Consider the following 26,317-nt stretch of genomic DNA (forward strand, 5'->3'; position numbering starts at 1 on the left):
CTGCGCCTCTGGCGCGTCGTCGCCCGCGCGAGGACAAGCCGCAGGCGCGGGACGAGCCGCCCGCTTGCCCGCCGCCCCGCCCTGACGCAAGCTGCCGCGACCCTTCGAGAGGCCCCGCTTGACCGACCGCACCCGCACCGCCCTGCTCCTTCTTCCCGCGCTTCTGGTGCTGGGCGGGCTGTTCCTGACCGGGCTTGGCCTGACGCTCCTGCGTTCCTTCCGCTATCTCCCCGCGCTGGGGATGACCGACCCCGACCTCGCCGCTTATGCCGCGATCCTGGCCTCGCCCGGCTTTCTCGCCTCGCTCGGCCTCTCGCTCTGGATCGCCACCGCTTCGACGCTCCTCTCCGCCCTCCTCGCGCTTGGCGCCGCACTTCTCCTGCGGCAGAGCTTCCCCGGCCGCGCCCTCATCAGCTTCCTCGTCCAGCTGAACCTGACCGTCCCGCATGTGGTGGGCGCCATCGGCATCCTCTACCTCCTGTCGCAATCCGGCGCCTTCGCCCGGCTTGCCCATGCCGGCGGGCTGATCGCCGGGCCGGCGGACTTTCCGGCGCTGGTGAACGACCCCTTCGCCATCGGCATCATCCTGCTCTACGTCTGGAAAGAGGTGCCCTTCATCACGCTGATCCTGCTCGCCAACCTGCAAACCCTTGGCGAGGATCACGAATCTGTCGCCCGCTCGCTCGGCGCGACCCGCTGGCAGGCCTTCCGCCATGTCCTCTTGCCGATGCTGGCGCCCGGCCTCGCCGCCGCCTCGGCGCTGGTCTTCGCCTTCGCCTTCGGCGCCTACGAGGTGCCGCTGGTCCTCGGCCAGCACGCGCCCAAGGCGCTGCCGGTGCTCGCCTGGCAGGCCTGGACGGACACCGACCTGACCCTGCGGCCCGAGGCCATGGCCATGGCCATCGTCATCGCCGCGATCGGCCTTGCGCTCTTGGCCCTCGTCGCGCGGGGCCTGCGGCAGGGGGGGCACGATGCGCGCTGACCGGCTGCGTCTCCTTGCCGGCCTCGCGCTGGCCGGCTTCCTGATCCTGCCGCTGGTGCCGCTCGCGCTCTGGTCGGTGGCGCAGGGCTGGCGCTTTCCCGCGCTTCTGCCGCAGGCCTGGTCGGGCCGGGCCTGGGCGCATGCGCTCGACCCCGCGTCGGGAGTGCTGGCAAGCCTCGCCCTGACCACGCTGATCGCGCTCGCCACCACGCTCCTCGCCGCGCTCGTCGGCGTGCCGGCCGGCCGGGCGCTGGGGCTCTACCGCTTCCGCGGCAAGGGCATCGTCACGCTGCTCCTCCTCGCCCCCGCCGTCCTGCCCTCCATCGCCGTGGTCTTCGGCCTGCACGGCCTGTTCCTCCGCCTCGGGCTGACCGGCACGGTCGCGGGCGTGATCCTCGCCCACCTGATCCCGGTCCTGCCCTACATGACCCTGGTCATGGCCGCGGTCTTCTCGCGCCTCGACCCCGACCTCGAGGCCCAGGCCCGCACCCTCGGCGCCACGCCCTTCCGGGCGTTCCGCGCCGTGACCCTGCCCGCGATCCTGCCCGGCCTCCTGACCGCCAGCCTCTTCGCCTTCCTCGTCTCCTGGTCGCAATACCTGCTGACGCTCGCCATCGGCGGCGGCAGGGTGCAGACGCTCCCGCTTCTCCTTTTCAGCTTCTCCAGCGCCGGACGGAACGACATCGCCGGCGCCATCGCGCTGCTTTACATCCTGCCGGGGGTTCTGGTCCTGATCCTGACCGCCCGCCAGGTGACCGGCCGCGGTGCGGCGCTGACCCAGGGCCTGCGGCCATGACCCGGCTGACGCTCGCAGGGCTGGCCAAGACCTACGCCCGCAGCGGCCCGGCCACGCTGCACGGGCTGGACCTGACCGTGGAAAGCGGCAGCCTGACCGCGCTCCTCGGCCCGTCCGGGTCGGGCAAGACCACGACGATGAAGCTGATCGCCGGCCTGATCGCCCCCGATGCCGGCGACATCCGGCTGGACGACCGTTCGATCCGCGACCTGCCGCCGGAACGGCGCGGGGTGGCGATGGTGTTCCAGAACCCGCTCCTCTTCCCGCATCTGACGGTGGCGGGAAACGTTGGCTTCGGCCTGCGCATGCGCGGGCTGCCGCCCGACCGGATTTCCGCCGAGGTTGCCGCGATGCTGGCCCGCGTCCGCCTGTCGGACCTCGCCGACCGCAGGCCCGCACAACTGTCCGGCGGCCAGGCCCAGCGCGTCGCGCTGGCCCGGGCGCTGGTCCTGCGACCCGCGGTGCTGCTCCTCGACGAACCGCTCTCCAGCCTCGACGCCACCTTGCGCGACGAGATGCGCGGCCTGATCCGCGACCTCCAGCGCGAGACCGGGATCACCACCCTCGTCGTCACCCACGACCAGGCCGAGGCGGTGGCGCTTGCCGACCGCATCGCGCTTCTGCTTGACGGCCGGCTCGCCCAGCACGGACCACCCGAGGCCCTCTACAGCCGCCCTGCCTCCGAGGCGGTGGCGCGCTTCTTCGGCGGGGTGAACTTCCTTCCCGGCAGCGTCCGCGAAGGCCGGTTCGACTGTGCGCTCGGGGCGCTGGAACTGGCCTTCGCGGCCGCAGAGGGCCCGGGCCTCCTGACGATCCGGCCCGAAGCGATCCGGCTTGGCCCCGGCCCGAACCAGCGGGGCGCAGAGGTCCGCGCGGCAACCTTCCTTGGCACCCAGACCCGGATCGACCTGACCGTGCAGGGCGTGGCGCTAGAGGCTCTCGTCGCTCCCGATGCCGGCCGCGCCCTCTCCCCCGGATCAAGGGTGCCGATCTCCTTGCCCCCGGCTGCGCTGTGGGTCGTGCCCCGGGGACGGGCGGCAACCGGCGGGGAGTGACGCCTCAGTCTGCCAGGACAGCCCGCCCCCGGCCCGCGTGTTTCGCCGCATAGAGCGCGCGATCCGCGGCGGCGCTCACCTGTGCGGCTTCGGCGGAGGGACAGTTCGCCGACCGGACGATGCCGATACTGGCCGAAACCCGGATGGCATGACCCGCGAATTCCATCGGTTCGCCCACCCGCGCGATGATCCGATTGGCAATGGCCTTCAGCGTCGCCGCCTCCGAACGCCCCGCGACGATCAGCACGAACTCGTCGCCGCCGATCCGCGCGGCGCAGTCCTCGGACCGCAGCTGATCGCGCAGGATCCGGCCCACGCGTTCCAGGACGAAATCCCCCGCCGCATGGCCCAGCGTGTCGTTGACCGCCTTGAAATGGTCGAGGTCCATGTGCATCAGGCCGAAATTCGACCGCGCAGCGCACAGGCGGTCGAGGATCAGATCGACCGCCCGGCGGTTGCGCAGACCGGTCAGGGGGTCGGTCATCGCCTCTTCCTCGGCCGCGATCCGGGCGCCTTCCAGCCGCAGGTTCAGCCCCTTCAGCTCGCGCGTGACGGCGGAAGTGGCCTCGGCCAGGAACAGGACTTCCGTCGCCATGTCGGTGGCCGCGAAATCCGCATCGGTCAGACCGTGGTCGCGCACCGCACCGACCGGATCGACAAAGGTCAGGTTCAACAGGATCCGGCCGTCCCAGGGCAGGCTCTGGCCATGGCCGCGCAGACCGCAGCGCCTTTCCGTCCTGGTCCATAGCCGGAACCGATGCCCGGCCCGTTCCAGAACCTCGTGCACGGTCACCGCGCCACCGGGCGAGCGCACCTCGAACATCTCCTCGAACGGGGTGCCGAGCCTCGCCTTGTCCTGCAGGACCTGCGCCAGCGTCGGGCCGACGCTCTGGGCGCAGCCATCCGCCCCCAGCAGAAGATGCATGGGCATGAACCGCGCCAGCGTGATGCTGTCGATCTTCAGTCGCGCACCGGTCAAGTCGCGCCGCATCGCTCAGCGCCCCGGGAAGGCCAGGTCGAAGGCACGGGCGCGCGAGTGCCGGCTGTCAAGCACCGAGATCGTGACGACCTCGTCCTTGCCGGCCTCGATCAGGCACAGGGCCCCGTAGTCGTCTGCCATGGCCATCAGCATGCCGGCCAGCACGCGCGGCATCCCCTTCAGCTTCGACCGGCAACGCAGCTCGAACCGGTCGGGACCCACCTCGCTCAGCAGGATTTCGGGCGGATCCAGATCCGGAAGCGCCAGGCGCGCACGGCCCGGCAGTTCCTCCAGCGAATGCAGGAAGTCGCTGAACGAGACCCCGCCAAAGCGCAAGAGCCTGCGAACCCCTTCATGCGCGGGGCTCGTCACCAGATAGGTTCCGACATCCTCCCAGATCGCATGGACAGGGCGGCCCAGCACCTCTGCGGCGGTCTCTGCGATCCGGTCGGCAAGGCCCGGCGGATAGCGCAGCATCGGCTCGAACGTCGGGCCCGGTTGACCGGCAGCATCGCAGATGTCCTTCCAGCGGGCCTCACCGAAGGTATCCAGTACATAGTTCTGCACGGATCGCAGCAAGAGCGCATCCATTCCCGACCTCGCAGACGGATTCGCAGCCACAGTAGCGCGCATGTCTTAACGGAACCTCCATCCGCGCCGGGTCACGGCTGAATCATCAACCCTGTCTCGCCGGTGCCGAGCTGGTTCAGCAGGGCCGGCGTCACGGGCGGAGGACTGTCCTGGTAGGCCCGCATCAGATCGGCCGCCTCGGTTGCGCTGAAGTAGCCACCGTCCGGACGAGACACGCCACGCTGCACCACCCGCCCGTCGGGGCCGAGGTGCAGCCCCAGGATCTCGACATAGTCGGTGCCGCGCCGCAGGAACAGCACCGCCTCCTCGCCGGGCAGCACGGGCATCAGGTCCGCCACGACCATCAGACACGCCGGACCTGCCGGGTCGGATGCGGCGGCACAGACCTGGTTCCAGTCCCGCAGCATGTAGGCCTCGGCCGCGTCGAGGAACGTGTCCCGTGTGCCCGTGGCCGTGGCCGGCTGCACCTGCAGCGCCGCCGCCACCGCCGCGCGCAGGGTGTCCTGCTCTGCCTCGTCGGGCCCCAGCGTCTCGCCGGTCAAGAGCCGGGCAAGCATCTCCTGCCCCGGTTCCTTCGCCTTCGCTTCCAGCACCGCCACAGCCTCGGCACCCGGCTTGCCCCAGCCGCGCATGGCCTGGACATCCAGCGCCTCGACCGGGGTCCGACCGTCAAGAAACCGCGCCAGCTGGCTTTGCGCCGAGATGCGCTCGGCGTTCAGGATCGGGGTCAGCCACAGCGCCGCCAGCGCGATGACCACCAGCGCCATCCTGATGTTGCCCTGCCGGATCCGCTCCATCCACGGCCCGCCGCGCAGCACGGCCTGGGCATAGACCAGGCCATAGGCAACCCCGAGGCCGGCGACCAGCGCCACGAAGACCCGGTCGGGCGACCAGCCATGCTCTGCCACCCGCAGCCGGATCGCCCACAGTGCAAGGCCGGCCAGGACCGGCAGGATGATCGCCATGGCCTGCGCCGAACGGCGCAGCACCGGGCTTCCGGCCGCCTCCTCGTCCGACTGGTCGACCGCGATCGAGACCAGCGCGATGCCGCCGCCCACCAGCGTCAGGAGCAGCAGCGCCGGAGAGAGATCGCCGGCCAGCCCCGACAGACCCCGGAACGGCAGGGCGACCAGGAAGACCACCATAACCGCCAGCACGACCGGCAGGAACAGCCGGAACAGGCGCAGCACCACATAGGGCGACAACAGGTCGGCAAGATCATGGATCACCGCCATGCCCAGCCCCAGCACCGCGCCGCTCACCACCATGACAACAAGCTCCTGGCGCAGCAGCGAGCCGATAACGTTGATCCCCACGATCCGCAGGACCTCGTTCGACAGGTAGATCACCAGCCAGACCAGCCCGGTGAACGCCACCGCGGCGGCAAAACGCAAAACCACCGACCAGGCTTCCAGGAACAGCGCCGGGTAGTCACGCCAGCCCGTCCTGGCGGCTGCGATCAGGAACGGAACCGGCAGGCCTGCCACCGTCAATGCCGCAAGCACCGGCAGCCCGCCGCGCAGGAACTCGTCCGGGGTCGCATAGCGTAGCATGCTCAGCGCCAGAAGCCCCGCAAGCACGACCGCCAGCCCCGTGGCGCGCGGCAGGGCCCGTCCCAGGCCAAGCGGCCCGGCCATGCCGAGAAGCGCTGCGAACAGCGTCATCAGGGCGCCGATCAGGATCAGCGCGGGGTAATCCCCGATCCAGCCCCGCCCCGCCGCCTTTGCCGCCGCCCAGAGAAGCGCCCCGCCAAGGGCGCCCGCCACGGCAAGCTGCAACCGCGCCGCAATCTGCCCTGTCATCCGCACCTCCTGCATCCTGCCGCCGGTTATTGGCTCCGGCCTTGGGGCGGCATAGTCAGGATTTCCGTCCGGTTGCCAAGCCCCTTGCCGGGGTGCAGGCTGGCCTGCCTGCGGTCAGAGGCCGTGGATCCCGTTCCGAAGATGCTCCCGCCGGGGGCTTCCGCCAGAGACCTCGGACCCTGCCGCGCGACGCGGCGGTTCCGCCGGCCGGGGAGCCGTCTCGCGAGGCGCCGCCGTCTCACTCCTGCAAGGTCTTCAGATACTCGGCGATCTGCACCAGCCGCACCGGCGTCGGCGTGGCGATGCCGTCGCCGCCGTCATAGGGCACCAGCTCCCCCTGCAACAGCGGCCCGAACTGCGGCATCGGCGAGGCGCCGTTCCGCCCGCCCGTGTAACCCCAGATCTTCGCCATCACCCGGGTGCCCGGAAACGCCCCGCCACTGCGGGCCGCGATCCGCGTCAGGTCCGCCGGCTTGCGGTCCAGCCCCGCGGCCGCCGGCCCGTCTCCCTTGCCGCCCGCCCCATGACAGGCCGCGCAATAGGTCGCGAAATCCTCGGCCCCGGTCGGAACCCGCTCCTTTTCGACGCAGGCCGCCAGACCCAGCGCCGCCACCAGCAGAACAAGCCGCATGCTTTCCTCCCTCGCTCGCCGGCAGCCTCGCTGGGCGCGTGCCCGGCTGCCTTGATTCAGGTCACCCTGCCGCCCGCCAGCCGCACCACCCGGTCCATCCGCGCGGCAAGCTCCAGATTGTGCGTGGCGATCAGCGCCGACAGGCCCGTCTGCCGCACCAGATCCATCAAGACCCCGAACACCTGGTCCGAGGTCGCCGGATCCAGGTTCCCCGTCGGCTCGTCGGCCAGAAGCAGCTTCGGCGCATTGGCCAGCGCCCGGCAGAAGGCCACCCGCTGCTGCTCGCCTCCCGACAAGGCCGCCGGCCGATGTCCGGCCCGCGCCCCCACGCCGACCTTTTCCAGAAGCTCGCGCGCCCGCGCCTCGGCCGCGGCCCTGGCCACCCCGTTCGCCAGCTGCGGGATCACCACGTTCTCCAGCGCCGAAAACTCCGGCAACAGGTGGTGGAACTGGTAGATGAACCCCACCTCGCCCCGCCGCGCCTCGGTCCGCGCCCGGTCGGACAGGCCCCCCATCTCGCGCCCGTCCAGCCGCACCCGGCCCTCGTCCGGCACGTCCAGAAGCCCCGCGATGTGCAAGAGCGTCGATTTCCCCGCCCCCGAAGGCGCGACCAGCGCCACCACCTCGCCCGGCGCCACCGCCAGGTCCACCCCGCGCAGCACGATGACCTCGGAGGGCTTGCCCCGGTTGTAGCCCTTGGTGATCCCCTCCAGCCGCAGCATCTCACTCATAGCGCAGCGCCTCCACCGGGTTCATCCGCGCCGCCCGCCGCGCGGGCAGAAGCGTGACCACGAAGGACAGGCCCAGGGACAGCGCCACCGCCGCCAGCACGTCCTTCAGTTGCAACTTCGCCGGCAGCGAATAGATGCCCCGGATCGAGGGATCCCAGACCTCGGCCCCGTTCAGCCAGTTGATGAAGCTCATGATCTGGTCGATGTTCAGCGCGGTGACGCAGCCCAGCACCACCCCCGCGATGGTCCCGATCACCCCGGTGAAGGCCCCGCAGATGAAGAACACCCGCAGGACCGAACCTTCCGTCAGCCCCATGGTTCGCAGGATACCGATGTCGCGGCCCTTGTTCTTCACCAGCATGATCAGCCCCGAGACGATGTTCATCGTGGCGATCAGCACCAGGACCGACAGGATCACGAACATCACGTTGTCCTCGATGTCGAGCGCCCGCAGGAACGCCCCCGAACTGTCCTTCCAGGTCCACAGCATCGCCGCCGGCCCCGCCGCCTCCAGGATCGCCGGGCCATAGCTCTCGATCGCGTCCGGGTTCTCGACCATGACCTCGATCTCGTCCGCGCGCCCCTCCTTGTTGAAGAAGCTCTGCGCCTCGGCGAAGGGCATGTAGATGCGCGTCGTGTCGATGTCATAGCGGCCGGCGGTGAAGATGTAGACGACCTCGTAGGCATTGACCCGCGGCGTCGTCCCCATCGCGGTCCGCACGCCCGAGGGCGAGATCAGCCGCACCCGGTCGCCCACGGTGACGCCCAGCTCGCGCGCGATTCCGGAGCCCATGGCGATGCCCTCGGGATAGCGCGCCAGGTCGCCGATGGCGCCCGACCCGGCCCCGATGCGCGGGATCGCGGCGAAATCCTCGGGCAGCATGCCATAGACCTCGGCCCCGGTGGTGTCCTCGCCGTCCGAGACCATCAGCTTGCCCTTGATCAGCGGCGCCGCCCGCGTCACCCCAGGCACCTTCGCGATCGCCGCCGCCATCGCGTCGGGCTGGACAAAGCCGCGGATCAGTTGCCCGTCCTCGCCCACCACGCCCGACGAATAGACCGTCACATGCGCGTTCGCGCCCAGGATCGTATCGACGAACTCCGCCCGGAACCCCGCCCTGACCGCCAGAGTCAGGATCAGCGCAAAGACCGCCAGCGTGATGCCGATCAGGCTGATCCAGGTCATCACGCTGACCCCGCCCTCGGCGCGCCGCGCGCGCAGATAGCGCCAGGCGATCATGAATTCAAAGCCCGAGAAGGGCGCCGTGCTCTGTGCCATCTGCCTTTTCGCCCGGTCCGGGTCATCGTTGAGGTGCCCGGCAACCTGCGGGACAGGGGCGGAAAGGTCAAGGCAGGCCCCGCTACGGCGCCGGTTTCCGGCCGGCCAGCGCGGGCTTTCCTTTTTCAACATTTCGTTATATAAATGATTCGTTAAATAGAAAGGCTCCGATGCCCGACCTCGACGCCCCCTTCGCGGCCCTCGCCGACCCGACCCGCCGCGCCATCCTGGCCCGGCTGGCAATGGGCGAGGCCACGGTCCAGGACCTCGCCCGCCCCTTCGCCATCTCGCAGCCCGCCATCAGCCGCCACCTGAAGGTGCTGGAAGACGCCGGCCTGATCGAGACGCGCATCGCCGGCACCGCCCGCCCCCGACGCCTGAAACCCGACGCGATGGCGCAGCTCTGGCACTGGCTCGGCCAGTATCGCGCGCTCTGGGAAGATCGGTTCCAGCGCCTCGATACCCTGCTCGACAGCCTGCCACAGCCCGACGAAACCCCTGCGAAAGGAACAGCCGAATGACCCCCGACACCCGCCTTGCGCTGGAGGAAGAGACCGACATCGTCCTCCGCCGCAGCTTCGCGCATCCCCCCGCGACGGTCTGGCGCGCGCTGACGGAACCCGCCCTGATCCGCCGATGGCTCTCGCCCGACCTGACCGGCTGCCGGATGGACGCCCGACCCGGCGGCAGCTTCCGCTACGACTGGCCCGAATTCTTCTTCTCCGGCCCCGTCCTCGAAGCCGACCCGCCGCACCGCATGGTCCATGTCGAACATTTCAACGGCGACACCAGCCGCGGCCCGACCGTCACCACCACCCTTGCGCCAGAAGCCTCGGGAACCAGGATGACCGTCACTCTCCGCTACCCCGACGCCGCCGCCCGGGCCGAGGCCATCGCACAGGGCTTCACCGACGGCCTCGCCGAGGTCTACGCCCGCATCGAGGACCTGACCTTCCCCGCCTGACCGCCAGCCGCCCCCGCCCTTCCGGCACCCCGGAAGGCTCGCCCCATCCCTTGCCCTTTTCCCAAATACTCCCGCCGGAGGCACCCGAGCCGGTTGGCCGGAACGGCCAGAGGCGAGACAACAGGCTTGCGCCGCAGGCGCACCCTTCCGCCGCCGCCTGCCCCGCACCGGACCTCGACCGTCAGGACGCCTCCCCTCCCCCTCGTGGGGAGGGGATGGGGATGGGGGGGCACCCGGGATGGCCCCGGATCACATGGTTGACAAATCCCTGACGTCCGCGGCCAAGTCCTTGTTTCCAAAAGACCATCCGCGTTTGTCCACCGTGGACACCTCAGAAATCGGTGGGCGCGCCCCCCTCCTGCTTCCGCCGCGCCACGAACCGCAGCAACTCCTCCAGCCGGTCCCCCGGCATCTCGGGCGCCTCGAACTCGGCCAGGATCTGCTTGTAGATCCGGTGCGCCCGCTCCACCGTCCAGACCGCCCCATCGGCCTGCCACGCCTCATAGTTCCGCCAGTCCGATACGAAGGGGGCGTAGAAGGCGTGCTGATAGCGGTCCTGGGTGTGCTGGATGCCGAAGTAATGCCCGCCCGGCCCGACCTCGCGGATCGCCTCGAAGGCCAGGTCCTCGTCCCGCGTAGCGAAGGTCGCCTCCTCGAAATAGCGCTGGATCATCTGCAGGACCTCGCAGTCCATGATGAACTTCTCCGGGCTCGCGATCAGCCCCCCCTCCAGCCAGCCCGCCGCGTGATAGACCATGTTGGTCCGGCTCTGGACCGCCGACCAAAGGCTGTTCGAGGTCTCCCACATCGCCTGCCCGTCCGGCACGTTCGCCGCACAGACCCCCGACGCCCGCATCGGCACGCCGTAGAACCGCACCAGCTGCCCCGTCATCTGCGTGGCCCGCATGTATTCCGGCGTGCCAAAGGCCGGCGCGCCCGACTTCATGTCGACGTTCGAGGTGAAGGTACCGATCGCCACCGGACAGCCCGGCGCGATGTATTCGAGTAGAGCGATCGCCGCCAAAGCCTCGGCGATCGACAGCGCGACCGCCCCCGCCATGGTGACCGGCGCCATGGCCCCGGCCAGGGTGAAGGGCGTCACCACGACCGGCTGCCCGCGCCGCGCCAGCCGCATGGCGCCGTCCAGCATCGGATAGTCGTGCTTCAGCGGGCTGACCGAGTTGATGTTGGTGTACATCCGCGGCTTCGCCTGGAATTCGCTCTCCGTAAGGCCCCCCGCGATGCGGACCATCTCCATCACGTCCTCGACCCGCTCGGCCCCGAGGCTGTAGGCATGGACGACCTTGTCGGTCAGCGTCAGCTTTTCATACAGGCAGTCGAGGTGCCGGACCGAGGCATGGATGTCCACCGGCTCCACCGGATAGCCGCCCGCGATGTGGATGCAGTTGAAATACTGCGTCAGCTTCATGAATTCCTTGAACGTCTCGAAGTCGCCCGACCGCTTGCCGCGCTCCATGTCCCAGGCGTTCGGCGGGGAACTCACGTTCACGAACAGCATGTGCCTGCCGCCCATGATAAGTTCCCGCTCGGGGTTGCGAGGCGTGATGGTGAAGGTCTCGGGCGCGCGGGCGACCATCTCCATCACGAAATCCTCGTCCATCCGGACGTTGGTCCCGTTCACGATGCAGCCCGCCTTGCGCAGATGCTCGACGGCCTCGGGGTTCAGGAACTCGATCCCGATGTCGCACAGGATCCGCATGGCGGTCTTGTGGATCCGCTGCACCCCCTCGGCATCCAGCGGTTCGACCGGAGCGTCCGGGTTGACCGGGATCCGCCAAGGCATCTGATCGATCACCGCGGTCCCGGCACGGACCTTCATCCCGGCCCGGCCCCCGGCACGCTTCCTGCGGACTGGTTCATCGGTCATCGTTGCATCTCCGTTGTGCCTGTCCGAAGATGCGAAAGCGAAGCGTCGGGCGTTACCGCGTTCGCGACAAAAAAGCGTCGCTTTTGCTCTTGGCCCGAGATCGTCAGTATCCAAGACCGGCGAGCCAGCCCGGAATCTCGCCGATATCGCCCAGGACAACGTCGGCATGCGGCGCCAGGTCCTCCCGCCGGGCGATGCCTGTCAGCACCGCGACGGTCCGCATCCCGGCCGCACGCCCGGCCTCCAGATCGTGCCGGCTGTCGCCCACCATCGCCACCCGCGCGGGCGCGAGGCCAGTGACCCGCGCGAAGGCCAGGCACATTCCGGGTCCCGGCTTGGCGCCATGACCCGAGTCGTAGCCGGCGATGAAGTCGAAACAGTCGGTGATGCCGTGGTTGGCCAGGTGCTGCCGTGCCGGCACTTCGGAATCGTTCGTCGCAAGTCCCAGCCGCAAACCCTTGCGACGCAGGCCCTCGAGCAGGGGACGCAAAGGCACCGCCTCGGACATCGGCGCTTGCGCGGCGCTGGCGTCGATGCGCTCGGTCAGCTCGGCCACCGTCAGACCCGGCAACTCCTTTGCCAGCGCTGCGGCAATGTCGGCGGCCGTCGCGGCGATGACCGGGCTGTCCGGCGCAAAGCTGCCGGTGGCGCTATCGAAGCCGATGGCCTGTCCCAGCCGCGCCGCGTGACCCGCGTCCCGGGCGATCCGAGCCAGAAAGTCCCCGGCCCAGCGGCCCCAGCTGACCCGAAAGTCGAACAGGGTTCCGTCCTTGTCGAACAGGAGGCCATCAATCATCGCGGGTGCATCCAGGATCAAGGGTCAGGTCCAGTGCGTCTCGGCCCCGCCCGGCAAGGCCAGGCGCGCGGCGAGGGGCGCACTGTAGGGATGACCGTGACGGTCGCAGAAGGCAACCACCCAGGCGTCATCCTGCAAGAGGAAATCCAGCACCGCCCCCTGGAATTCCGGCTCGGCCGCCTGCGCGCGCAGATCGGCCAGCCCGGCGCCGGTCGCGGCCAGAAAGAGGGGAAGGACCTGGTCCTCGGAGGCGATCCAGGCCAGTGCCTGCAAGGCCAGCACCTGCGCATTCTCCGGCGTCATACCTGCATGGTCCCCCATCCAACACGCCTCGCGATCATTCCCTGGCGTCCGGCTCCGCCAGGGCAGGACCTTACCGGGCGTGTTAAAGGATTTCTTAACCTTCTTGCACGCAGACTGTCCCGCATCACGGCGATGGACAAGACGGCAAGGAAGATGAGCGCACGGATTCTCATCGTTGACGATGTGGCCTCGAACCGGATCGTCCAGCAGGCTCGGCTCTCCGCCGCCTTCTACGAGGTCACGCTTGCCCAGGACGGGGCGACCTGCCTTGCCATGGTGCAGGACCATCGGCCCGACCTGATCCTTCTCGACCTGGGGCTGCCCGACATCTCGGGGCTGGAGGTGCTGCAACGGCTGCGGCGCGACCCGGCCTGCGGCGACATTCCGGTGATCGCCCTGACGGCAACCGGCACGGCGGCGGAGCGTCTGGCGGCCTTCGCGGCCGGGGCCGACGACGTGATGGAGCAGCCCGCCAACGAACGCGTGCTTCTGGCGCGGCTGCGCAACCTTCTGCGCCTCAAGGCGGAAAGCGACTTTCCCGCGCCGGACGCCCTGGCGATGGCAGGGCTGGCCGAGGCTTCTGCCGTCTTCGAACCGCAGGCCACGATCGCCCTGGTCACGCCACAGCACCAGACCGGCGAAACCCTGCGCGAGGCGCTGGCCGGGCGCCTGCGCGACCGGCTGGTGGTGCTCTCGCGCGGCGAGGCCCTGGCCGAGATCGCCCGGCGCGCCGGACGCGATACGCTGCCGGAGGTCTATGTCCTGGAGGACGATGGCCGCAATCCGTCGGCAACGCTGCGGCTTCTGTCGGAGCTGAAAAGCCACCAGGCGACGCGCCATGCGGCGGTTTGCGTGGTCGGCCCGGCCGGCGCCGGGGACGAGGCGGCGATGGCCTTCGACCTCGGGGCGGACGATGCCATGGGACCGGGAGTATCCGCCGAGGAACTGGTGCTGCGCACGCGAGGTCTGTTGCGGCGCAAGCGCCATTCCGACCGGCAGCGCGCCCGGATGCAGGATGGCCTGCGCCTGGCGATGCGCGACCCCCTGACCGGGCTTTACAACCGCCGCTTCGCCGCCCCGCAGCTGACCGCCGTGGCCGAGCGGGCGCGGGCAGAGGGAGCGCCCTTCGCGGTCATGGTGATGGATCTTGATCGCTTCAAGCAGGTCAACGACCTTTACGGCCATGCGGCCGGCGACCAGGTGCTGATCGAGGTCGCACGCCGCCTGACCGCCAACCTGCGCGACACCGACGTTCTGGCGCGGATCGGCGGCGAGGAGTTCCTCGCCATCCTGCCCCGCACCGGCATGCCCATGGCGCGCGCGGTTGCCGAGCGGCTGTGCCACGTGATGGACGACGAGCCGATCCGCATCGACTCGGGCGAGGCGTTGCGGGTCACCGTCTCGATCGGCGTCGCGGTCGCAGGGACCGCCGGTCCGGACAGTTTCGGGATCGAGGGGCTGGTGGAACAGGCCGACCTCGCGCTCCTGGAATCCAAGGGTGCCGGACGGAACCAGGTGACCTTCCGGCTCAGCGCGGCCTGACCGTCGCCGCTCAGGGCTTCGGCAGGCGCTGGATCCCGCGTTCCAGCCGGTCGGCAAAGGCCCGGCGTTCCTCGACCGTCATCTCGACAAGGCGCTTCTCGATCAGGCTGCGGCCCATTTCCAGCCGCTCGGCGTTGCGCCTCTCGATCGCGGCCAGTGCCGCCTTCAGGCCCTCGGGGTCGAAGGGATCGGCCCGCAATGCGGCCAGAAGCCCGGTGAACTCGGCACGCGCCGCCTCGCGCGAGGTGCGGAACTCGCCCAGCCGCCCCATGAGGTCGCGGCGCAGCGCGCGGCGGTCCTTGTCGCTCAGCGCCTCGGTGAAGGGACCGAAGGACAGATCGCGCGGCATGCCCTTGCGCGGCCCGTCGCCCAGCCAGGCGCCCAGAGCCAGCCCCGCCACGGCCAGGTTCAGCGCGACCGAGACGGCCAGCGCCAGCTTCAGCCAGCGCGAGCCGCCGGAGCCGGGCGGCTCGGGCGGCTGCGGCGGCGTCGAAAGCTCTTGGGTGGGGCCTGGTTGCTCGGTCATCGCGGTCAGCCTTCGGTCGTCAGGAAATCGGCATCGGGGAAGAATTCCGCCGCATCGACGGTGGATCCTGTCAGGTAATCAAGGGTCGTCGGGCTGAGATAGCCCAGCGCCAGCCCGAATATCGCGGCGCTGCCCAGGCCGGCCAGCACCGGCCCCCCGCCGATCGCGGCGGCGATCCGGGCCAGCAGCCCCGGGCGCGTACGGGCGGGACCGGGCCTCAGCGTGGCCGGTGCCGGCTGCAGCGCCAGCGCATCGGCCAAGACCCGCTCCATCAGCGCGTCCGTGGGCCGGACGGGTGCGGACGCCGCCGCCGAAAGCAGACGGTCCAGATCATCATCCTGCATGTCCGTCATCCTCATAGCCAAGGGCCTCCTTCCGGCCCGATAGTGCCGCCGACAGCGCGCGCTTGCCGCGTGCCGTCAGGCTTTCCACCGCCTCGACCCCGATCTCCATGATCGCCGCGATCTCGGGGTTGGTCATCCCTTCGAGGTGCCGCAGCACCACCGCCTGCCTTTGCCGGTCGGGAAGCTCGGCCAGCGCCGCCTCCAGCGCCTGCATCCGCCCGGCTTCCTGCAAGCGGCCTTCCGCGTTGGGGGAGGCATCGGCAACCTCGGGTGCATCCTCCAGCGCCGTCTGCCGCCTGCGACCCCGCGCCCTCTGGCGGTCGATGCACAGATTGGTGGCGACCCGGTAAGCCCAGGTCGTCACCCGAGTCTCGCCTTGCCGCCACTGGGGGGCGACCTTCCACAGGCGCAGCATGGTCTCCTGCGCCACGTCCTCGGCCTCGGCCCGGTCTCCGGACAGAAGCCGGGCTGCATAGGCCAGGACGCGCGGGGTTATGCGCCGGGTGAGGGCAAGTGCTGCGTGGCGGTCTCCATTGGCATAGAGCACCATCAGCGCCTCGTCCGAGAGCTCACCGCCTGCATCGAAGGCCATTGTCATCCTGCGTCTGGTCTAACCCGGCACCTGTCGCGGGGAAAGGCGTCAGTTGTCGGTGCCGCCCATCATGTGGCGGCGCCCTTCCCGGCGCTTGCCGACCTTCTCGGCTGCGGCCTGCGCTTCCTCCTTCGAGATCGCGCCGTCATTGTCGGTGTCGATCCGGGCGAAGTTCGCCGACAGCGGACCCTCGCGCATCTCGTCGGCAGAGAGCGATCCGTTGCCGTCCGCGTCCATGTTCTCGATCATCCGGGAGGCCCGGCGTGCCATCATCTGATTGAGCATCTGCGCCTGAAGCTCCTCGGAGCCAAGCTGACCGTCGCCGTTGGTGTCGGCGGCGGCAAACTCGGCCACCCGGTGCGCGGCGATCTCGTCCTGGGTGATCTTGCCGTCCTTGTTCGCGTCAATGGCGTCGAACATCTCCAGCATCATGGCGCCCCGGCCGCCGGGTCCACCCATGCCGCCGATTCCGCCCATTCCGCCCATGCCACGGTCTGCCAGGGCTGCCGAAGCCGCCAAGGCACCGGTCAGGGCCAGAAGTGCGAAAGTGGTCTTGCGCGCTGCGTTCATCTGATCATCTCCTGCCTCGGGGCCGCCTGTCGGCCCCTTCTGCACAGTCACACGGCAAGACTTCGCCATTCCGTCGCGGGAAGTCGCGGGAATATGCGACACGCGGACACAGGACCGACCTTTCCCCTGTGAAGCATCCGCGCAGGGCGCTATTGTCCACCGCACCCGGCCACCCCGCCCGGGAGCCGAGGACCGCACTCATGACAATGACCGAAACCAGCACGCCCGAAGACCGCCCGTTGAAACCCGCGCTCCTGCGCGGATGGCGCCGCCGCTGCCCGAACTGCGGCGCGGGGCCGATGCTGCGCGGCTATCTCAAGGTGCGCGATGCCTGCCCGGTCTGCGGCGAGGAACTGCACCACCACCGCGCCGATGACGGCCCTGCCTATCTGACCATCCTGATCGTCGGCCACCTGCTGGCACCGATCCTGCTGTTCACCTACACCAAGTGGCGGCCCGAGCCGCTGGTGCTGGCGGTCGGTTTCACCATCGGCACGGTGGCCCTGTCGCTCTACCTGCTGCCCCGCCTCAAGGGTGTGCTGGTGGCACTGCAATGGGCCAACCGCATGCACGGCTTCGGCGCGGCCCCGCATGACTGAACCGATTCGCCCGGCGGCGACAGTCGTCCTCTGGCGCGACAGCAGCGACGGACCGCAGGTGCTGATGGGCCAGCGCGGCGAAGGCGCCGTGTTCATGCCGTCGAAATTCGTTTTCCCCGGCGGTCGCGTCGATCCCGAGGATCTCCCTTCCGCAGGCCAGGGGTTCCTGTCGCCCGATAGCGTCAGAAGGCTGAGCCAGATGGTTCCCGAGGACGCCCCCCCCCGCCCGGCGCCATCGTCGCGGCCGCCCTGCGCGAGCTGACCGAGGAAACCGGCCTGAACCTGGCCGCGTTGGACCGCCCCTCGCTGCGCTTCGTCTTCCGCGCGATCACACCGCCGGGCCGCAGCCGCCGGTTCGACGCGCGCTTCCTTGTGGCCCATGCCGAAGGGCCGGAGGGCGACGGCGACGACTTCTCCGCCGCCTCCGGCGAGCTGTCTCACCTGCGCTGGCTGCCCCTGCCGCAGGCGCGCGCACTGGACCTGCCCTTCATCACCGAGGTCGTGCTGGCCGAGGTCGCGGCGCTAGTGGCGGGCGGTGACCAGCCCGGCGTGCCGTTCTTCGACAATTCCGGCGCCACCCCGCAGTTCCGCCGCCTCGTCTGAGCCCATCGCGCCCTTGTAGACCGGCCAGATCGGGTGCGGGACCGGGTCCTTCGCCTTGAACAGGTAGCGGCGGATGATCTCGGCATAGTTGCGATAGACGTAGGCCTCGTTCCGGCGCTGGTAGTGCTCCTTCCGCGCGGCATAGAGGCTGGGCAGCCGATACCACGGCACCGAAGGGTGCATGTGGTGGACCACATGGAAATTGTTGTTCAGGAACAGAAGGCTCAGCGGGCCCCGGCTTTCGATGATGACCGTGCGCGCCCGCGCCGCCTCGTGCGCGCGGTGCTCCAGGAAGGTGCGGATCTTCAGCAGCGCGGTCCCGATGTAGGCGGCCAGCAGATAGGCCCAGACCGGCATCTGCCCCACCGCCCGGAGCCAGCCGATGACCAGCGCCAGCCCCGGCAGGTGCAGCGCCCAGGCCAGGATCACCCGCCGGTCGCCCTTCAGCGCCAGACGCAGATCCTGCGCCAGGAAGACCGCCGTGCCGACCAGCGGCCCGATCAGAACCCGCCCCGCCAGCGTGTTGTTCGCCCGGAGGATCAGCTGCGCCGCGCGCGGCAACCGCGCCCAGACCGCGGGATCGAGGTAGTTCGACTCCGGATCGTCGTAAGGATCGGTCAGCGCCGCGTCGTTGTGATGCTGAAGGTGGGTATCCTTGAACCGCAGGTAGGGAATGACCAGCCCCGTGGCAGGAAAGACCAGCGCCTCGGACAGAAGCTGCGACCGGAACGGATGGCCATGCAGCACCTCGTGCGCCAACGACGACAGCTGAGCGATGGCGATGCCGGTGACCAGCAGGGCCAGGACGGGCGACAATGGCCAGAGAAGCGTGGTTCCCGCCGCCCAGAGGGCATAGGTCGCGACAAACAGGATCACGGTCGGCCATTCTGTGGCCCGGGTCGCGGTGGGCACGGCGGTCCTCGGCTAGGTAACGTCCATGTGACGCTAACGTTTTCACCATCTGCCGTGAATTCGGAGTATCGTCAACTTCATACGACATCTGTTTTGGAAACACGACATATGCTGGAAAAAGTCGACAAACGCGACCGCGCGGCCCAGTTCCGCACTCGCCTGGCCGAGGCGATGGCGGCCCGGGGGATCACCCAGGCGGAACTGGCGCGGCAGACGGGGGCGGACCGCTCGACGATCTCGGCGCTGTTGCAACCGGGAAAGCGGCTGCCCAATGCGCAGCTTGCGGCCGACTGTGCCCGCGCCCTGGGGATCAGCGCCGACTGGCTTCTTGGCTTGTCCGGGCGCCCGGAACCCATCGCGGACCTGCTCGCCGCATCGCTGACCCTGACCGAGGCGCCGCGGGCGCTGATCGACGAACGCATCTTCGCGTGGCACCAGGAGGCGGCGGGCTACAAGATCCGCCATGTCCCCGCGACCCTGCCCGACATGCTCAAGACCCGCGCCGTGGTCGAATGGGAATACGAGCCGCAGCTCGGCCGCACGGCGGAACAGGCCATCGGCGCCTTCGAGGACCGCCTGCGCTGGATGCGCGCATCGGGGTCGGATTACGAGATCGCGCTGCCCCTGCACGAGCTGACAGCCTTCGCCACCGCGACGGGCTATTACGAGGGACTTCCAGCCGAGCATCGGCGGGCGCAGCTTGTCCACCTGATGACGCTGTGCGACCAGCTTTATCCGTCGCTGCGCGTCTGCCTCTTCGACGCGCGCCGGCTTTTCTCGGCACCCGTGACGATCTTCGGGCCGCTGCTGGCGGTGATCTACCTCGGCCGCCATTATCTCGCCTTCCGCGACAGCGCGCGGATCGAGACGATCACCCAGCATTTCGACTTTCTGGTGCGCGAGGCGGCGGTCGGCGCCCGGGACATGGGTGGTCATTTGCGGAAACTTCTCGAGCGGGTCCGCTGACTGCTCCTCGGCCGACTTCGTTGCCTCGTCGCGGAGGTCCGCCCGGCGAGGAGGGGCGCAGCGACCGACGAGCGGTGCCTAGAGTGCCGTCAACGCCGCCGTGCGATAGCCGTTGAAATCGAAGATCTCGCGCGCGGCCTTAAGGCGGTCGGCCGGAATGGCGCCCCGGTCGAGCAGCATGCCGAACCGTCCCGAGGGCGTGCCGATCGCCAGGGTCCGATAGCCGGTATCCACCCAGAGGATCCACCACTCCTCGCCCCCGACCCGGATCCGGCCCGGCCCGGTGACCGGGGCGAGGCCCGACACCTTCTGCGCCGTCCCGGCCAGGCAAAGCGTCCCGTCCAGGCGCAGGCCGGCCGTCTCGGGCGTGATGGTCACCGACCCCGCCCCACAGGCCGATCCCTCGGGCTGGAACGTCGCCACCTGCCGCCAGGTGCCGGCGACCTGGGCGGGCTGGAAGGCCGCCGCGGACCAGATCGGCGCCTCTGCGGCGCGAAAGGCGGTCGGTGCCGGCGCCCTTGCGACACAGGCCGCCAGCACCAGCGCGAAGGCAAGGCTCAATCGAGACACAGGGTCACCCGCGCGCCGTTGTCCTGGAAGATCTCGTTGCAGCCATACATCGGCTTGAACGGCGAACAGGTGCCGGACCTGGCCAGGCAGACCCCCTCACACTGGCTTTCCCGCTCGCAGCGCTTGCCGGAATCCTTCGTCGGCCGCACGCAGGCGCGTTTCTCGCCCGATCCGATCTTGTACCAGGCACCGCCCTTCTTCTCGCAGGCGATCTGCGCCTCGGACTTGGCCGGCAACGCGGGGGCGACCGGCTCTGGCTGCGGCGCGGGTGCCGGCTCCGCCATTGCCGCCGCAGGTGCCGGAGCCGCCGCATCAGCCGGGGCGACCGCCGGGCCCGGCGCAGCGGCCTGCGTGCCGGTGCCGGTGGCAGTCGTTGCGGCCGCGCCCCCCGCCGCCGGCGGGGCGTCCAGCGCCTTGACCTCGATCGGGTCGCCGGTCACGGCATTGGCCGTCACGTCCTGCCCGGCAGCCGCGGGCCCCTTTGCCCCGGTCAGCTGGCACGCGGACAAAAGCGTCGCGGCACAGACCATCAGAACGGCGAGGGACAGGGGACGCGGCATCGGGATCTCCGGTTCGCGGGAAGAAGTGCCCCGAACCGCCCCGCGCCGCAAGTCCCGTCAGTAGGGTGCGGGGTGGGCCCGGTGGGTTTCCGCTATCTCGTCCATCACCTCTCGCGACAATGTGACCGCAGCCGCGCCGATATTGGTGCGCAGCTGGTCCAGCGTCGTCGCCCCGATGATCGGGATCGTGGTGAAGGGCCGCGTCCGGCAGAAGGCAATCGCCATCTGGCAGGGGTCGAGCCCATGCCGCGCCGCGATCCCCAGATAGGCCGCCACCGCCGGAAACACCCGCGGCGTGATCCGCCCCGACAGGTCCGGGTTCAGGCTGCGGCGCGAGCCGTCGGGGATCACGTCCCCGGCATATTTGCCCGACAGGAGCCCCGTGGCCAGGGGCGAGAAGGCAAGAAGCGGCATGTCCTCGACGATGGACAGTTCCGCCCAGTCGGTGTCGAACTGCCGGCACAGCAGGGAATATTCGTTCTGCACCGTGGCCATGCGCGGCAGGCCCAGCGTGTCGGCCAGGTGCAGCCAGCGCGCCGCGCCCCAGACGGTCTCGTTCGACAGGCCGAAGGCGCGGACCTTGCCCTCTGCCACCAGCGCCTGTGCCGTAGTCAGGAAGTCGGTCATCTGCGCCGTCTCGGCGACCTTGTCGATTCCGGTCGGCGCATAGCTCCAGGACTGGCGGAAGTGATAGCTGCCCCGGTTCGGCCAGTGCAGCTGGTAAAGGTCGATGTAGTCGGTCTGCAGGCGGCGGAGGCTCGCCTCGCAGGCCGCGCGCAGCGTGGCGCCGGTGGTGGGCTCTCCCGGACGGATGATCTGGCCCTTGCCGGCGACCTTGGTCGCGATCACCAGCCGGTCGCGGCCGCCCCGGCTGGCCAGCCAGCTGCCGATGATCTCCTCGGTCCGGCCCACGGTTTCGGCCCGGACCGGGTTCACCGGATACATCTCGGCCGTGTCCCAGAAGGTCACGCCATGGTCCACCGCCATGTCGGCCTGGGCATGCCCCTCGGCCTCGGTGTTCTGGGTGCCCCAGGTCATGGTGCCGAGGCACAGTTCGGAAACGGTCAGGCCGGTCTTGCCCAGGGTCAGCTTCTGCATCGGGGGATTCCTTTTCGTTGCCACAAGGCTAGGGCGGTTCGGCAACAGGGCAAAGGCCCGGACTTGAGAACATTACGCGAACATTCTACCTTTTCCGCATGAGTCTGCCCATCCAGCACCAGGCCGCCGATCCGGCCCGCGACCTGCACCCCCTGTTCGGCGCGCTGACCCTGCGCCGGGGCCGGGTGCATGAGCTGTGCGGGCCCTCGCGGATCCAGCTGGCCGCGCGGATCGTGGGCAAGACCCGGGGTCCCGTGGTCTGGATCCGCCCCGGCTGGCTGCCCGAACGGCTGAACGCGGCCGGGTTGCAGCCGCTGGCCGATCCGGCCCGGCTGATCCTGGTGCAGGCCGACCGGGACGAGGGCCTGCTCTGGGCCGCGGAAGAGGCGCTGCGCTCGGGCGCCGCCCCGCTGGTCGTGGCCGAACTCCTGGCACCCCCCGCCCTGACCCCCACCCGCCGCCTGCACCTGGCCGCCGGGGCCGGATCCGAGGCCGCCCGGCGCGAGGGGGGGCCGGCACCGCTGGGCCTGATCCTCCTGCCCGGCCGGGGCGGGGCGCAGGGGGTGGAAAGCCGCTGGCACATGGCCCCCGCCCCCAGCCGCGCGCTTCTGTGGTGGGAGGAGGACAGCTTCACCCTCACCCGCCTGCGCGCCCGTCTCCTGCCGCCCGCCAGCTGGTCGCTGCGCCTCGGCCCCGGCAGCGAAACGCTGGAGCCCAGCCCCCTGGCAGAGGTCTGATCCCCGGTCCTCGCGGAACCCGCGCCATGCGCGCGCAGGCCTGACACGGATCAGGGACCGACCGGGCCATCCATGCCATCCTCCCCGCATCCCAGACAGAACGGAGGACCGACCATGGACATCACCTTCCCCGGCAAGACCGCCCTCGTCACCGGCGCGGGCTCGGGCATCGGCGAGGCCATCGCCAGGGGCCTTGCCGCCAGCGGCGCCCGGGTCCTCGTCCAGGACCTGAACCGCGACGCCGCCCAGCGTGTCGCCGAAGCCATCGCCCAGGCCGGCGGACAGGCGCGCGCCACGGGCGGCGACGTGGCCGATGCGCCCACCGTCGAAGGCCTTGTCGCCGAAGCCGTCGCCTGGGGCGGCGGCCTGCAGCTTCTGGTCAACAACGCCGGGATCGGCGGCCCGCTCCTGCCCACCGGGGAATACCCCCTCGACGGCTGGCACCGGGTGCTGGACGTGAACCTCAACGGCGTCTTCTACGGCATGCGCTACGCCATCCCCCGGATGCTCGAGGCCGGCGGCGGGGCCATCGTCAACATCGCCTCGATCCTGGGCTCCGTCGGTTTCGCCAATGCCTCGGCCTACACGGCGGCCAAGCACGCCCTCCTTGGCCTGACCCGCGCCGCCGCGCTGGAATATTCGGCCCGGGGCATCCGCGTGAACGCGATCGGTCCGGCCTTCATCGACACGCCCCTTCTCGGCGCGCTGCCACCCAGCGCGAAAGAGGCGCTGGTCGGCGCCCATCCCATCGGCCGCCTCGGCCGCCCGGAAGAGGTGGCGGATCTCACGCAGTACCTCTTGTCCGACCGTGCGAGCTTCATCACCGGCAGCTATCATCTGGTGGACGGCGGCTACTGCGCCCAATGACGCCGACAAGGCTGCGCACGACAGGTTGAATAGGCCGATCCCCCTCTGGTGCTAGCATCGAACTGAGCACCGGGGGGATATCCATGCGCCGCCTTGCACTCGTCGCCCTGATCGCCCTCGGGCTTGCCCCGGCGCTTCAGGCAGGGACCGTCGCCTACAGGATGGACCCCGCCGCCTCGACCGTCGCCTTCGAGACCGACTTCGGCCCGGACCTCATCACCGGCTCCATCCCGCTCGAAAGGGCCGATCTCAGGCTCGACTTCGCCAATGTCAGGAACTGCACAGTGGATGTGGCCCTCGACGTGACGGGCGCACAGGCGAGCTTTCCCTTCGCCGCCCAGGCCCTGAAGGGGTCAAAGGTGCTGGACGCGCGGGCGCATCCCCGGATGACCTTCACCTCGACCTCGGTCAAGGGCGCCGGCGACGCGGCCGAGGTCACCGGCGACCTGACCATCCGCGGGGTGACGAAGCGGGTCACGCTGCAGGCCCGCCTGTCCCGCCCGAAGGGCAGCGCGCCGGACGCACTGGACCATCTGACCGTCAGGCTGTCCGGCAAGGTCAACCGCTCGGACTTCGGCGCGACGGGCTGGTCGGACATGGTGGGCGACGAGGTGCGCATCCTCATCACCGCCCGCATCGACGCCCAGGGCTGACATGCTGAAGAACGGCCCCGCCGAGTTCGGCCTTGTCACCCGGGTCCTGCACTGGGGGACGATGCTTCTGGTCATCGCCCAGCTTGCGCTTGGCCTGCGCATCGCCGATCTGGAACCCGGCCTGTCCACGCTCTGGCTTTACGGCCTGCACAAGACGCTGGGCTTCGCCGTCCTCGCCCTGATCCTTGCCCGCATCGGCTGGCATCTCGTCAGCCCGCCGCCCCCGCCGCTCGGCCCGCGCGGGCCCGCCTTCTGGGCCGCCCGCGCCGCGCACTGGGCGATCTACGCCCTTCTCCTTGCCATCCCGCTGACCGGCTGGGCCGGCAGTTCCGCCACAGGCATCGACGTGATGATCGCCGACCGCTGGACCGTCCCCGCCCTCGTCGAACCCTCCGAAGCCGCCGAGGCCTTCTGGTTCCGCCTGCACGACATCCTGACGAAACTCCTGATGGCCTTTGTCACGATCCACATGCTCGGCGCCTTCAGGCGCGAGATGGCGGGCGACGGCACCCTGACCCGCATGCTGAAGGGTCGGGCCTGACCCCAAGAATTTTCGCCGAAAATTCTTGGGCGCCCCACCGCTGGCCCTTTGCGCCCGGTTGCGATACATCAGCGCCGGACTCAAGGAAGGCGCAGACATGGCACGCATCCTCATCACTTCGGCCATTCCCTACATCAACGGCATCAAGCATCTGGGCAACCTCGTCGGCTCCCAGTTGCCCGCCGACCTTTTCGCCCGCTTCAACCGGGCGATGGGGCACGAGGTCATGTTCATCTGCGCCACCGACGAACACGGCACCCCGGCGGAACTCGCCGCCGCCAAGGCCGGGAAACCGGTCGAGGAATATTGCGCCGAGATGCACGAGGTGCAGAAGAAGCTGGCCGAAGGCTTCCGCCTGTCGTTCGACCATTTCGGCCGGTCATCCAGCCAGCGCAACCATCGCCTTACCCAGCATTTCGCGGGCAAGCTGGCCGAGAACGGCTTCATTGAGGAAGTGGTGGAAAAGCAGATATTTTCCATCGACGACAACCGCTTCCTGCCCGACCGCTACATCACCGGCACCTGCCCGAACTGCGGTTATGAGGCCGCCCGCGGCGACCAGTGCGAGAACTGCACCAAGCAGCTCGATCCCACCGACCTCATCAACCCGCGCTCCTCGATCTCGGGCTCCACCAACCTGGAAGTCCGCGAGACAAAGCACCTCTACCTCAAGCAGCGCGCGCTGAAGGACAAGCTCGAGGCCTGGATCGACAGCAAGACCGACTGGCCGATCCTGACCACCTCGATTGCGAAGAAGTGGCTCAACGACGGCGACGGCTTGCAGGATCGCGGCATCACCCGCGACCTCTACTGGGGCATCCCGGTCAGGAAGGGCGACCAGCCCTGGCCCGGGATGGAGGGCAAGGTCTTCTACGTCTGGTTCGACGCCCCCATCGAGTACATCGCCGGCACCGCTGAATGGGCCGATGCGCACGGGCTGGACGATGCCGCCTGGGAACGCTGGTGGCGCACCGACAAGGGGGCGTCCGACGTGATCTATTACCAGTTCATGGGCAAGGACAACGTGCCCTTCCACACCCTGTCCTTCCCCGCCACGATCCTCGGCTCGGGCGAGCCGTGGAAGCTGGTCGATTATCTCAAGTCCTTCAACTACCTCAACTATGACGGCGGCCAGTTCTCGACCTCCCAGGGCCGCGGCGTGTTCATGGACCAGGCGCTGTCGATCCTGCCCGCCGATTACTGGCGCTGGTGGCTTCTGTCGCATGCGCCGGAATCCTCGGATAGCGAATTCACCTGGGAAAACTTCCAGACCAGCGTGAACAAGGATCTTGCCGATGTGCTCGGCAACCTTGTCTCGCGCGTCACCAAGTTCGCCGTCTCGAAATTTGGCAACGAAGTGCCGGCGGGGGGCCAGTTCGGCCCGCTCGAGACCGCGCTGATCGCCGATCTCGGTGCGCGGATCGCCGACTACACCCGCTTCATGCAGGAGATGGAGGTGCGCAAGGCCGCCGCCGAGTTGCGCGCGATCTGGGTCATCGGCAACGAATACCTGCAATCGGCCGCGCCCTGGTCGGTGGTCAAGACCGACCCGGACCAGGCCCAGGCCATCGTCCGCCTGGCGCTGAACCTGATCCGGGTCTATGCCGTGCTCTCGGCGCCCTTCATCCCCGACGCCGCCGCGACGATGATGCAGGCCGTGGGGTCCGAGGACTGGACCTGGCCGGAAGACACCTCGACCGCGATGCGGACCCTGGCTCCCGGCCATGCCTTCACCGTGCCCGAGAACCTCTTCCGCAAGATCACCGACGAGGAGCGCGCCGACTGGCAGGCGCGCTTCTCCGGCATCCGCGCCTGAGGTCGCGCCGCAGGGCAGAACAGA

General features: G+C 69.5%; 30 protein-coding genes and 1 pseudogene. 14 read left to right on the top strand and 17 right to left on the bottom strand.

Annotated features, from left to right (window positions below; all coding sequences use genetic code 11):
* Positions 1–118 precede the first annotated feature (118 nt).
* The 3 genes from FL625_RS08280 to FL625_RS08290 are packed head-to-tail and all read left to right on the top strand — an operon-like array spanning position 119 to position 2,833.
* Positions 119–982 carry an ABC transporter permease gene (locus tag FL625_RS08280; protein ID WP_149588187.1) on the top strand — a complete coding sequence of 288 codons (864 nt, stop codon included), beginning with the start codon at positions 119–121 and terminating at the stop codon, positions 980–982.
* A complete protein-coding gene (locus tag FL625_RS08285) occupies positions 972–1,778 on the top strand; it encodes an ABC transporter permease (protein WP_149588188.1) in 807 nt (268 codons plus the stop codon). Before FL625_RS08280 ends, FL625_RS08285 begins: the two co-directional genes overlap by 11 nt.
* Complete coding sequence (locus FL625_RS08290) at positions 1,775–2,833, top strand: ABC transporter ATP-binding protein (protein ID WP_149588189.1); 1,059 nt, start codon at positions 1,775–1,777, stop codon at positions 2,831–2,833. Before FL625_RS08285 ends, FL625_RS08290 begins: the two co-directional genes overlap by 4 nt.
* Positions 2,834–2,837: 4 nt before the next feature.
* Here FL625_RS08290 and FL625_RS08295 read toward each other — a convergent pair whose 3' ends face one another.
* From FL625_RS08295 to FL625_RS08320, 6 genes are all read right to left on the bottom strand, one after another.
* Complete coding sequence (locus tag FL625_RS08295) at positions 2,838–3,812, bottom strand: GGDEF domain-containing protein (protein ID WP_235019357.1); 975 nt, start codon at positions 3,810–3,812, stop codon at positions 2,838–2,840.
* Positions 3,813–3,827: 15 nt separating this feature from the next.
* Positions 3,828–4,379 carry a heme NO-binding domain-containing protein gene (locus tag FL625_RS08300; protein WP_235019358.1) on the bottom strand — a complete coding sequence of 184 codons (552 nt, stop codon included), beginning with the start codon at positions 4,377–4,379 and terminating at the stop codon, positions 3,828–3,830.
* Positions 4,380–4,474: 95 nt separating this feature from the next.
* Entirely contained in the window at positions 4,475–6,205 is a 1,731-nt protein-coding gene (locus tag FL625_RS08305) for a DUF4153 domain-containing protein (protein ID WP_160147755.1), read from the bottom strand.
* A gap of 238 nt (positions 6,206–6,443) precedes the next feature.
* Complete coding sequence (locus tag FL625_RS08310; RefSeq protein ID WP_149588193.1) at positions 6,444–6,836, bottom strand: c-type cytochrome; 393 nt, start codon at positions 6,834–6,836, stop codon at positions 6,444–6,446.
* Between the two features lie 56 nt (positions 6,837–6,892).
* Entirely contained in the window at positions 6,893–7,567 is a 675-nt protein-coding gene (locus FL625_RS08315) for an ABC transporter ATP-binding protein (protein WP_149588194.1), read from the bottom strand.
* Positions 7,560–8,846, bottom strand: coding sequence for a lipoprotein-releasing ABC transporter permease subunit (locus FL625_RS08320; RefSeq protein WP_149588195.1), 1,287 nt, complete (start codon positions 8,844–8,846; stop codon positions 7,560–7,562). Before FL625_RS08320 ends, FL625_RS08315 begins: the two co-directional genes overlap by 8 nt.
* Before the next feature lie 170 nt (positions 8,847–9,016).
* Between FL625_RS08320 and FL625_RS08325 the strand changes: the two genes are divergently transcribed.
* Both FL625_RS08325 and FL625_RS08330 read left to right on the top strand, forming a co-directional pair.
* Positions 9,017–9,367, top strand: a complete 351-nt coding sequence (locus FL625_RS08325) for an ArsR/SmtB family transcription factor (protein ID WP_149588196.1) — start codon at positions 9,017–9,019, stop codon at positions 9,365–9,367.
* A complete protein-coding gene (locus FL625_RS08330) occupies positions 9,364–9,810 on the top strand; it encodes an SRPBCC family protein (RefSeq protein WP_149588197.1) in 447 nt (148 codons plus the stop codon). The genes FL625_RS08325 and FL625_RS08330 overlap by 4 nt, the downstream gene beginning before the upstream one ends.
* A 331-nt stretch (positions 9,811–10,141) precedes the next feature.
* Here the strand turns inward: FL625_RS08330 and FL625_RS08335 are convergent, their stop codons facing one another.
* The 3 genes from FL625_RS08335 to FL625_RS08345 all read right to left on the bottom strand — a co-directional run bounded on the left by FL625_RS08335 (position 10,142) and on the right by FL625_RS08345 (position 12,797).
* Positions 10,142–11,698 (bottom strand): trimethylamine methyltransferase family protein, encoded by a 1,557-nt coding sequence (locus FL625_RS08335; protein WP_149588198.1) that lies wholly within the window; start codon positions 11,696–11,698, stop codon positions 10,142–10,144.
* Positions 11,699–11,801: 103 nt separating this feature from the next.
* Complete coding sequence (locus tag FL625_RS08340) at positions 11,802–12,494, bottom strand: HAD family hydrolase (protein ID WP_149588343.1); 693 nt, start codon at positions 12,492–12,494, stop codon at positions 11,802–11,804.
* 24 nt (positions 12,495–12,518) lie between these two features.
* The gene (locus FL625_RS08345; protein WP_149588199.1) at positions 12,519–12,797 is read right to left on the bottom strand and encodes a DUF3572 domain-containing protein; all 279 of its coding nucleotides are present in this window, start codon (positions 12,795–12,797) and stop codon (positions 12,519–12,521) included.
* Between the two features lie 153 nt (positions 12,798–12,950).
* Between FL625_RS08345 and FL625_RS08350 the strand changes: the two genes are divergently transcribed.
* Positions 12,951–14,339, top strand: coding sequence for a diguanylate cyclase (locus FL625_RS08350; protein ID WP_149588200.1), 1,389 nt, complete (start codon positions 12,951–12,953; stop codon positions 14,337–14,339).
* 10 nt (positions 14,340–14,349) lie between these two features.
* Here the strand turns inward: FL625_RS08350 and FL625_RS08355 are convergent, their stop codons facing one another.
* From FL625_RS08355 to FL625_RS08370, 4 genes are read right to left on the bottom strand one after another with little or no spacing between them, the layout of a single operon-like run.
* Complete coding sequence (locus FL625_RS08355) at positions 14,350–14,865, bottom strand: periplasmic heavy metal sensor (protein WP_149588201.1); 516 nt, start codon at positions 14,863–14,865, stop codon at positions 14,350–14,352.
* A gap of 5 nt (positions 14,866–14,870) precedes the next feature.
* A complete protein-coding gene (locus FL625_RS08360; RefSeq protein ID WP_149588202.1) occupies positions 14,871–15,209 on the bottom strand; it encodes a hypothetical protein in 339 nt (112 codons plus the stop codon).
* Positions 15,199–15,807, bottom strand: a complete 609-nt coding sequence (locus tag FL625_RS08365) for an RNA polymerase sigma factor (RefSeq protein ID WP_149588203.1) — start codon at positions 15,805–15,807, stop codon at positions 15,199–15,201. Before FL625_RS08365 ends, FL625_RS08360 begins: the two co-directional genes overlap by 11 nt.
* Positions 15,808–15,849: 42 nt before the next feature.
* Positions 15,850–16,371, bottom strand: coding sequence for an EF-hand domain-containing protein (locus FL625_RS08370; RefSeq protein WP_149588204.1), 522 nt, complete (start codon positions 16,369–16,371; stop codon positions 15,850–15,852).
* A gap of 206 nt (positions 16,372–16,577) precedes the next feature.
* On the opposite strand from FL625_RS08370, the gene FL625_RS08375 reads away from it, so the two are divergent.
* Positions 16,578–16,970: a DUF983 domain-containing protein gene (locus tag FL625_RS08375; protein WP_435532704.1), complete on the top strand. Its 393-nt coding sequence runs from the start codon at positions 16,578–16,580 to the stop codon at positions 16,968–16,970.
* Positions 16,963–17,573 (top strand): annotated as a pseudogene (locus FL625_RS08380) (NUDIX hydrolase). Before FL625_RS08375 ends, FL625_RS08380 begins: the two are co-directional and overlap by 8 nt.
* Here FL625_RS08380 and FL625_RS08385 read toward each other — a convergent pair.
* Entirely contained in the window at positions 17,493–18,449 is a 957-nt protein-coding gene (locus FL625_RS08385; RefSeq protein WP_235019359.1) for a fatty acid desaturase, read from the bottom strand. The pseudogene FL625_RS08380 and the gene FL625_RS08385 overlap by 81 nt on opposite strands.
* A 144-nt stretch (positions 18,450–18,593) precedes the next feature.
* Here FL625_RS08385 and FL625_RS08390 point away from each other — a divergent pair, with 144 nt between their 5' ends.
* On the top strand, positions 18,594–19,451 hold the full coding sequence (locus FL625_RS08390; protein ID WP_149588207.1) for a helix-turn-helix transcriptional regulator: 858 nt from the start codon (positions 18,594–18,596) through the stop codon (positions 19,449–19,451).
* A 78-nt stretch (positions 19,452–19,529) separates the two neighbouring features.
* Here FL625_RS08390 and FL625_RS08395 read toward each other — a convergent pair whose 3' ends face one another.
* From FL625_RS08395 to FL625_RS08405, 3 genes are read right to left on the bottom strand one after another with little or no spacing between them, the layout of a single operon-like run.
* A complete protein-coding gene (locus FL625_RS08395) occupies positions 19,530–20,021 on the bottom strand; it encodes a lipocalin/fatty acid-binding family protein (RefSeq protein WP_149588208.1) in 492 nt (163 codons plus the stop codon).
* A complete protein-coding gene (locus FL625_RS08400) occupies positions 20,009–20,581 on the bottom strand; it encodes a hypothetical protein (protein ID WP_149588209.1) in 573 nt (190 codons plus the stop codon). Before FL625_RS08400 ends, FL625_RS08395 begins: the two co-directional genes overlap by 13 nt.
* Positions 20,582–20,638: 57 nt before the next feature.
* Positions 20,639–21,679 (bottom strand): aldo/keto reductase, encoded by a 1,041-nt coding sequence (locus tag FL625_RS08405; protein ID WP_149588210.1) that lies wholly within the window; start codon positions 21,677–21,679, stop codon positions 20,639–20,641.
* A gap of 98 nt (positions 21,680–21,777) precedes the next feature.
* On the opposite strand from FL625_RS08405, the gene FL625_RS08410 reads away from it, so the two are divergent.
* The 5 genes from FL625_RS08410 to metG all read left to right on the top strand — a co-directional run bounded on the left by FL625_RS08410 (position 21,778) and on the right by metG (position 26,293).
* A complete protein-coding gene (locus FL625_RS08410; protein ID WP_149588211.1) occupies positions 21,778–22,416 on the top strand; it encodes an ImuA family protein in 639 nt (212 codons plus the stop codon).
* A gap of 114 nt (positions 22,417–22,530) precedes the next feature.
* Complete coding sequence (locus FL625_RS08415) at positions 22,531–23,283, top strand: SDR family NAD(P)-dependent oxidoreductase (protein ID WP_149588212.1); 753 nt, start codon at positions 22,531–22,533, stop codon at positions 23,281–23,283.
* Positions 23,284–23,366: 83 nt separating this feature from the next.
* A complete protein-coding gene (locus FL625_RS08420) occupies positions 23,367–23,936 on the top strand; it encodes a YceI family protein (protein ID WP_149588213.1) in 570 nt (189 codons plus the stop codon).
* A gap of 1 nt (position 23,937) precedes the next feature.
* On the top strand, positions 23,938–24,477 hold the full coding sequence (locus tag FL625_RS08425; RefSeq protein WP_149588214.1) for a cytochrome b: 540 nt from the start codon (positions 23,938–23,940) through the stop codon (positions 24,475–24,477).
* A gap of 97 nt (positions 24,478–24,574) precedes the next feature.
* Positions 24,575–26,293: a methionine--tRNA ligase gene (metG, locus tag FL625_RS08430; RefSeq protein ID WP_149588215.1), complete on the top strand. Its 1,719-nt coding sequence runs from the start codon at positions 24,575–24,577 to the stop codon at positions 26,291–26,293.
* Positions 26,294–26,317 lie beyond the last annotated feature (24 nt).

Origin of the sequence: Tabrizicola flagellatus, from assembly GCF_008271465.1 — a bacterium.
In the GTDB taxonomy this organism is placed as follows: Bacteria; Pseudomonadota; Alphaproteobacteria; order Rhodobacterales; family Rhodobacteraceae; genus Tabrizicola; species Tabrizicola flagellata.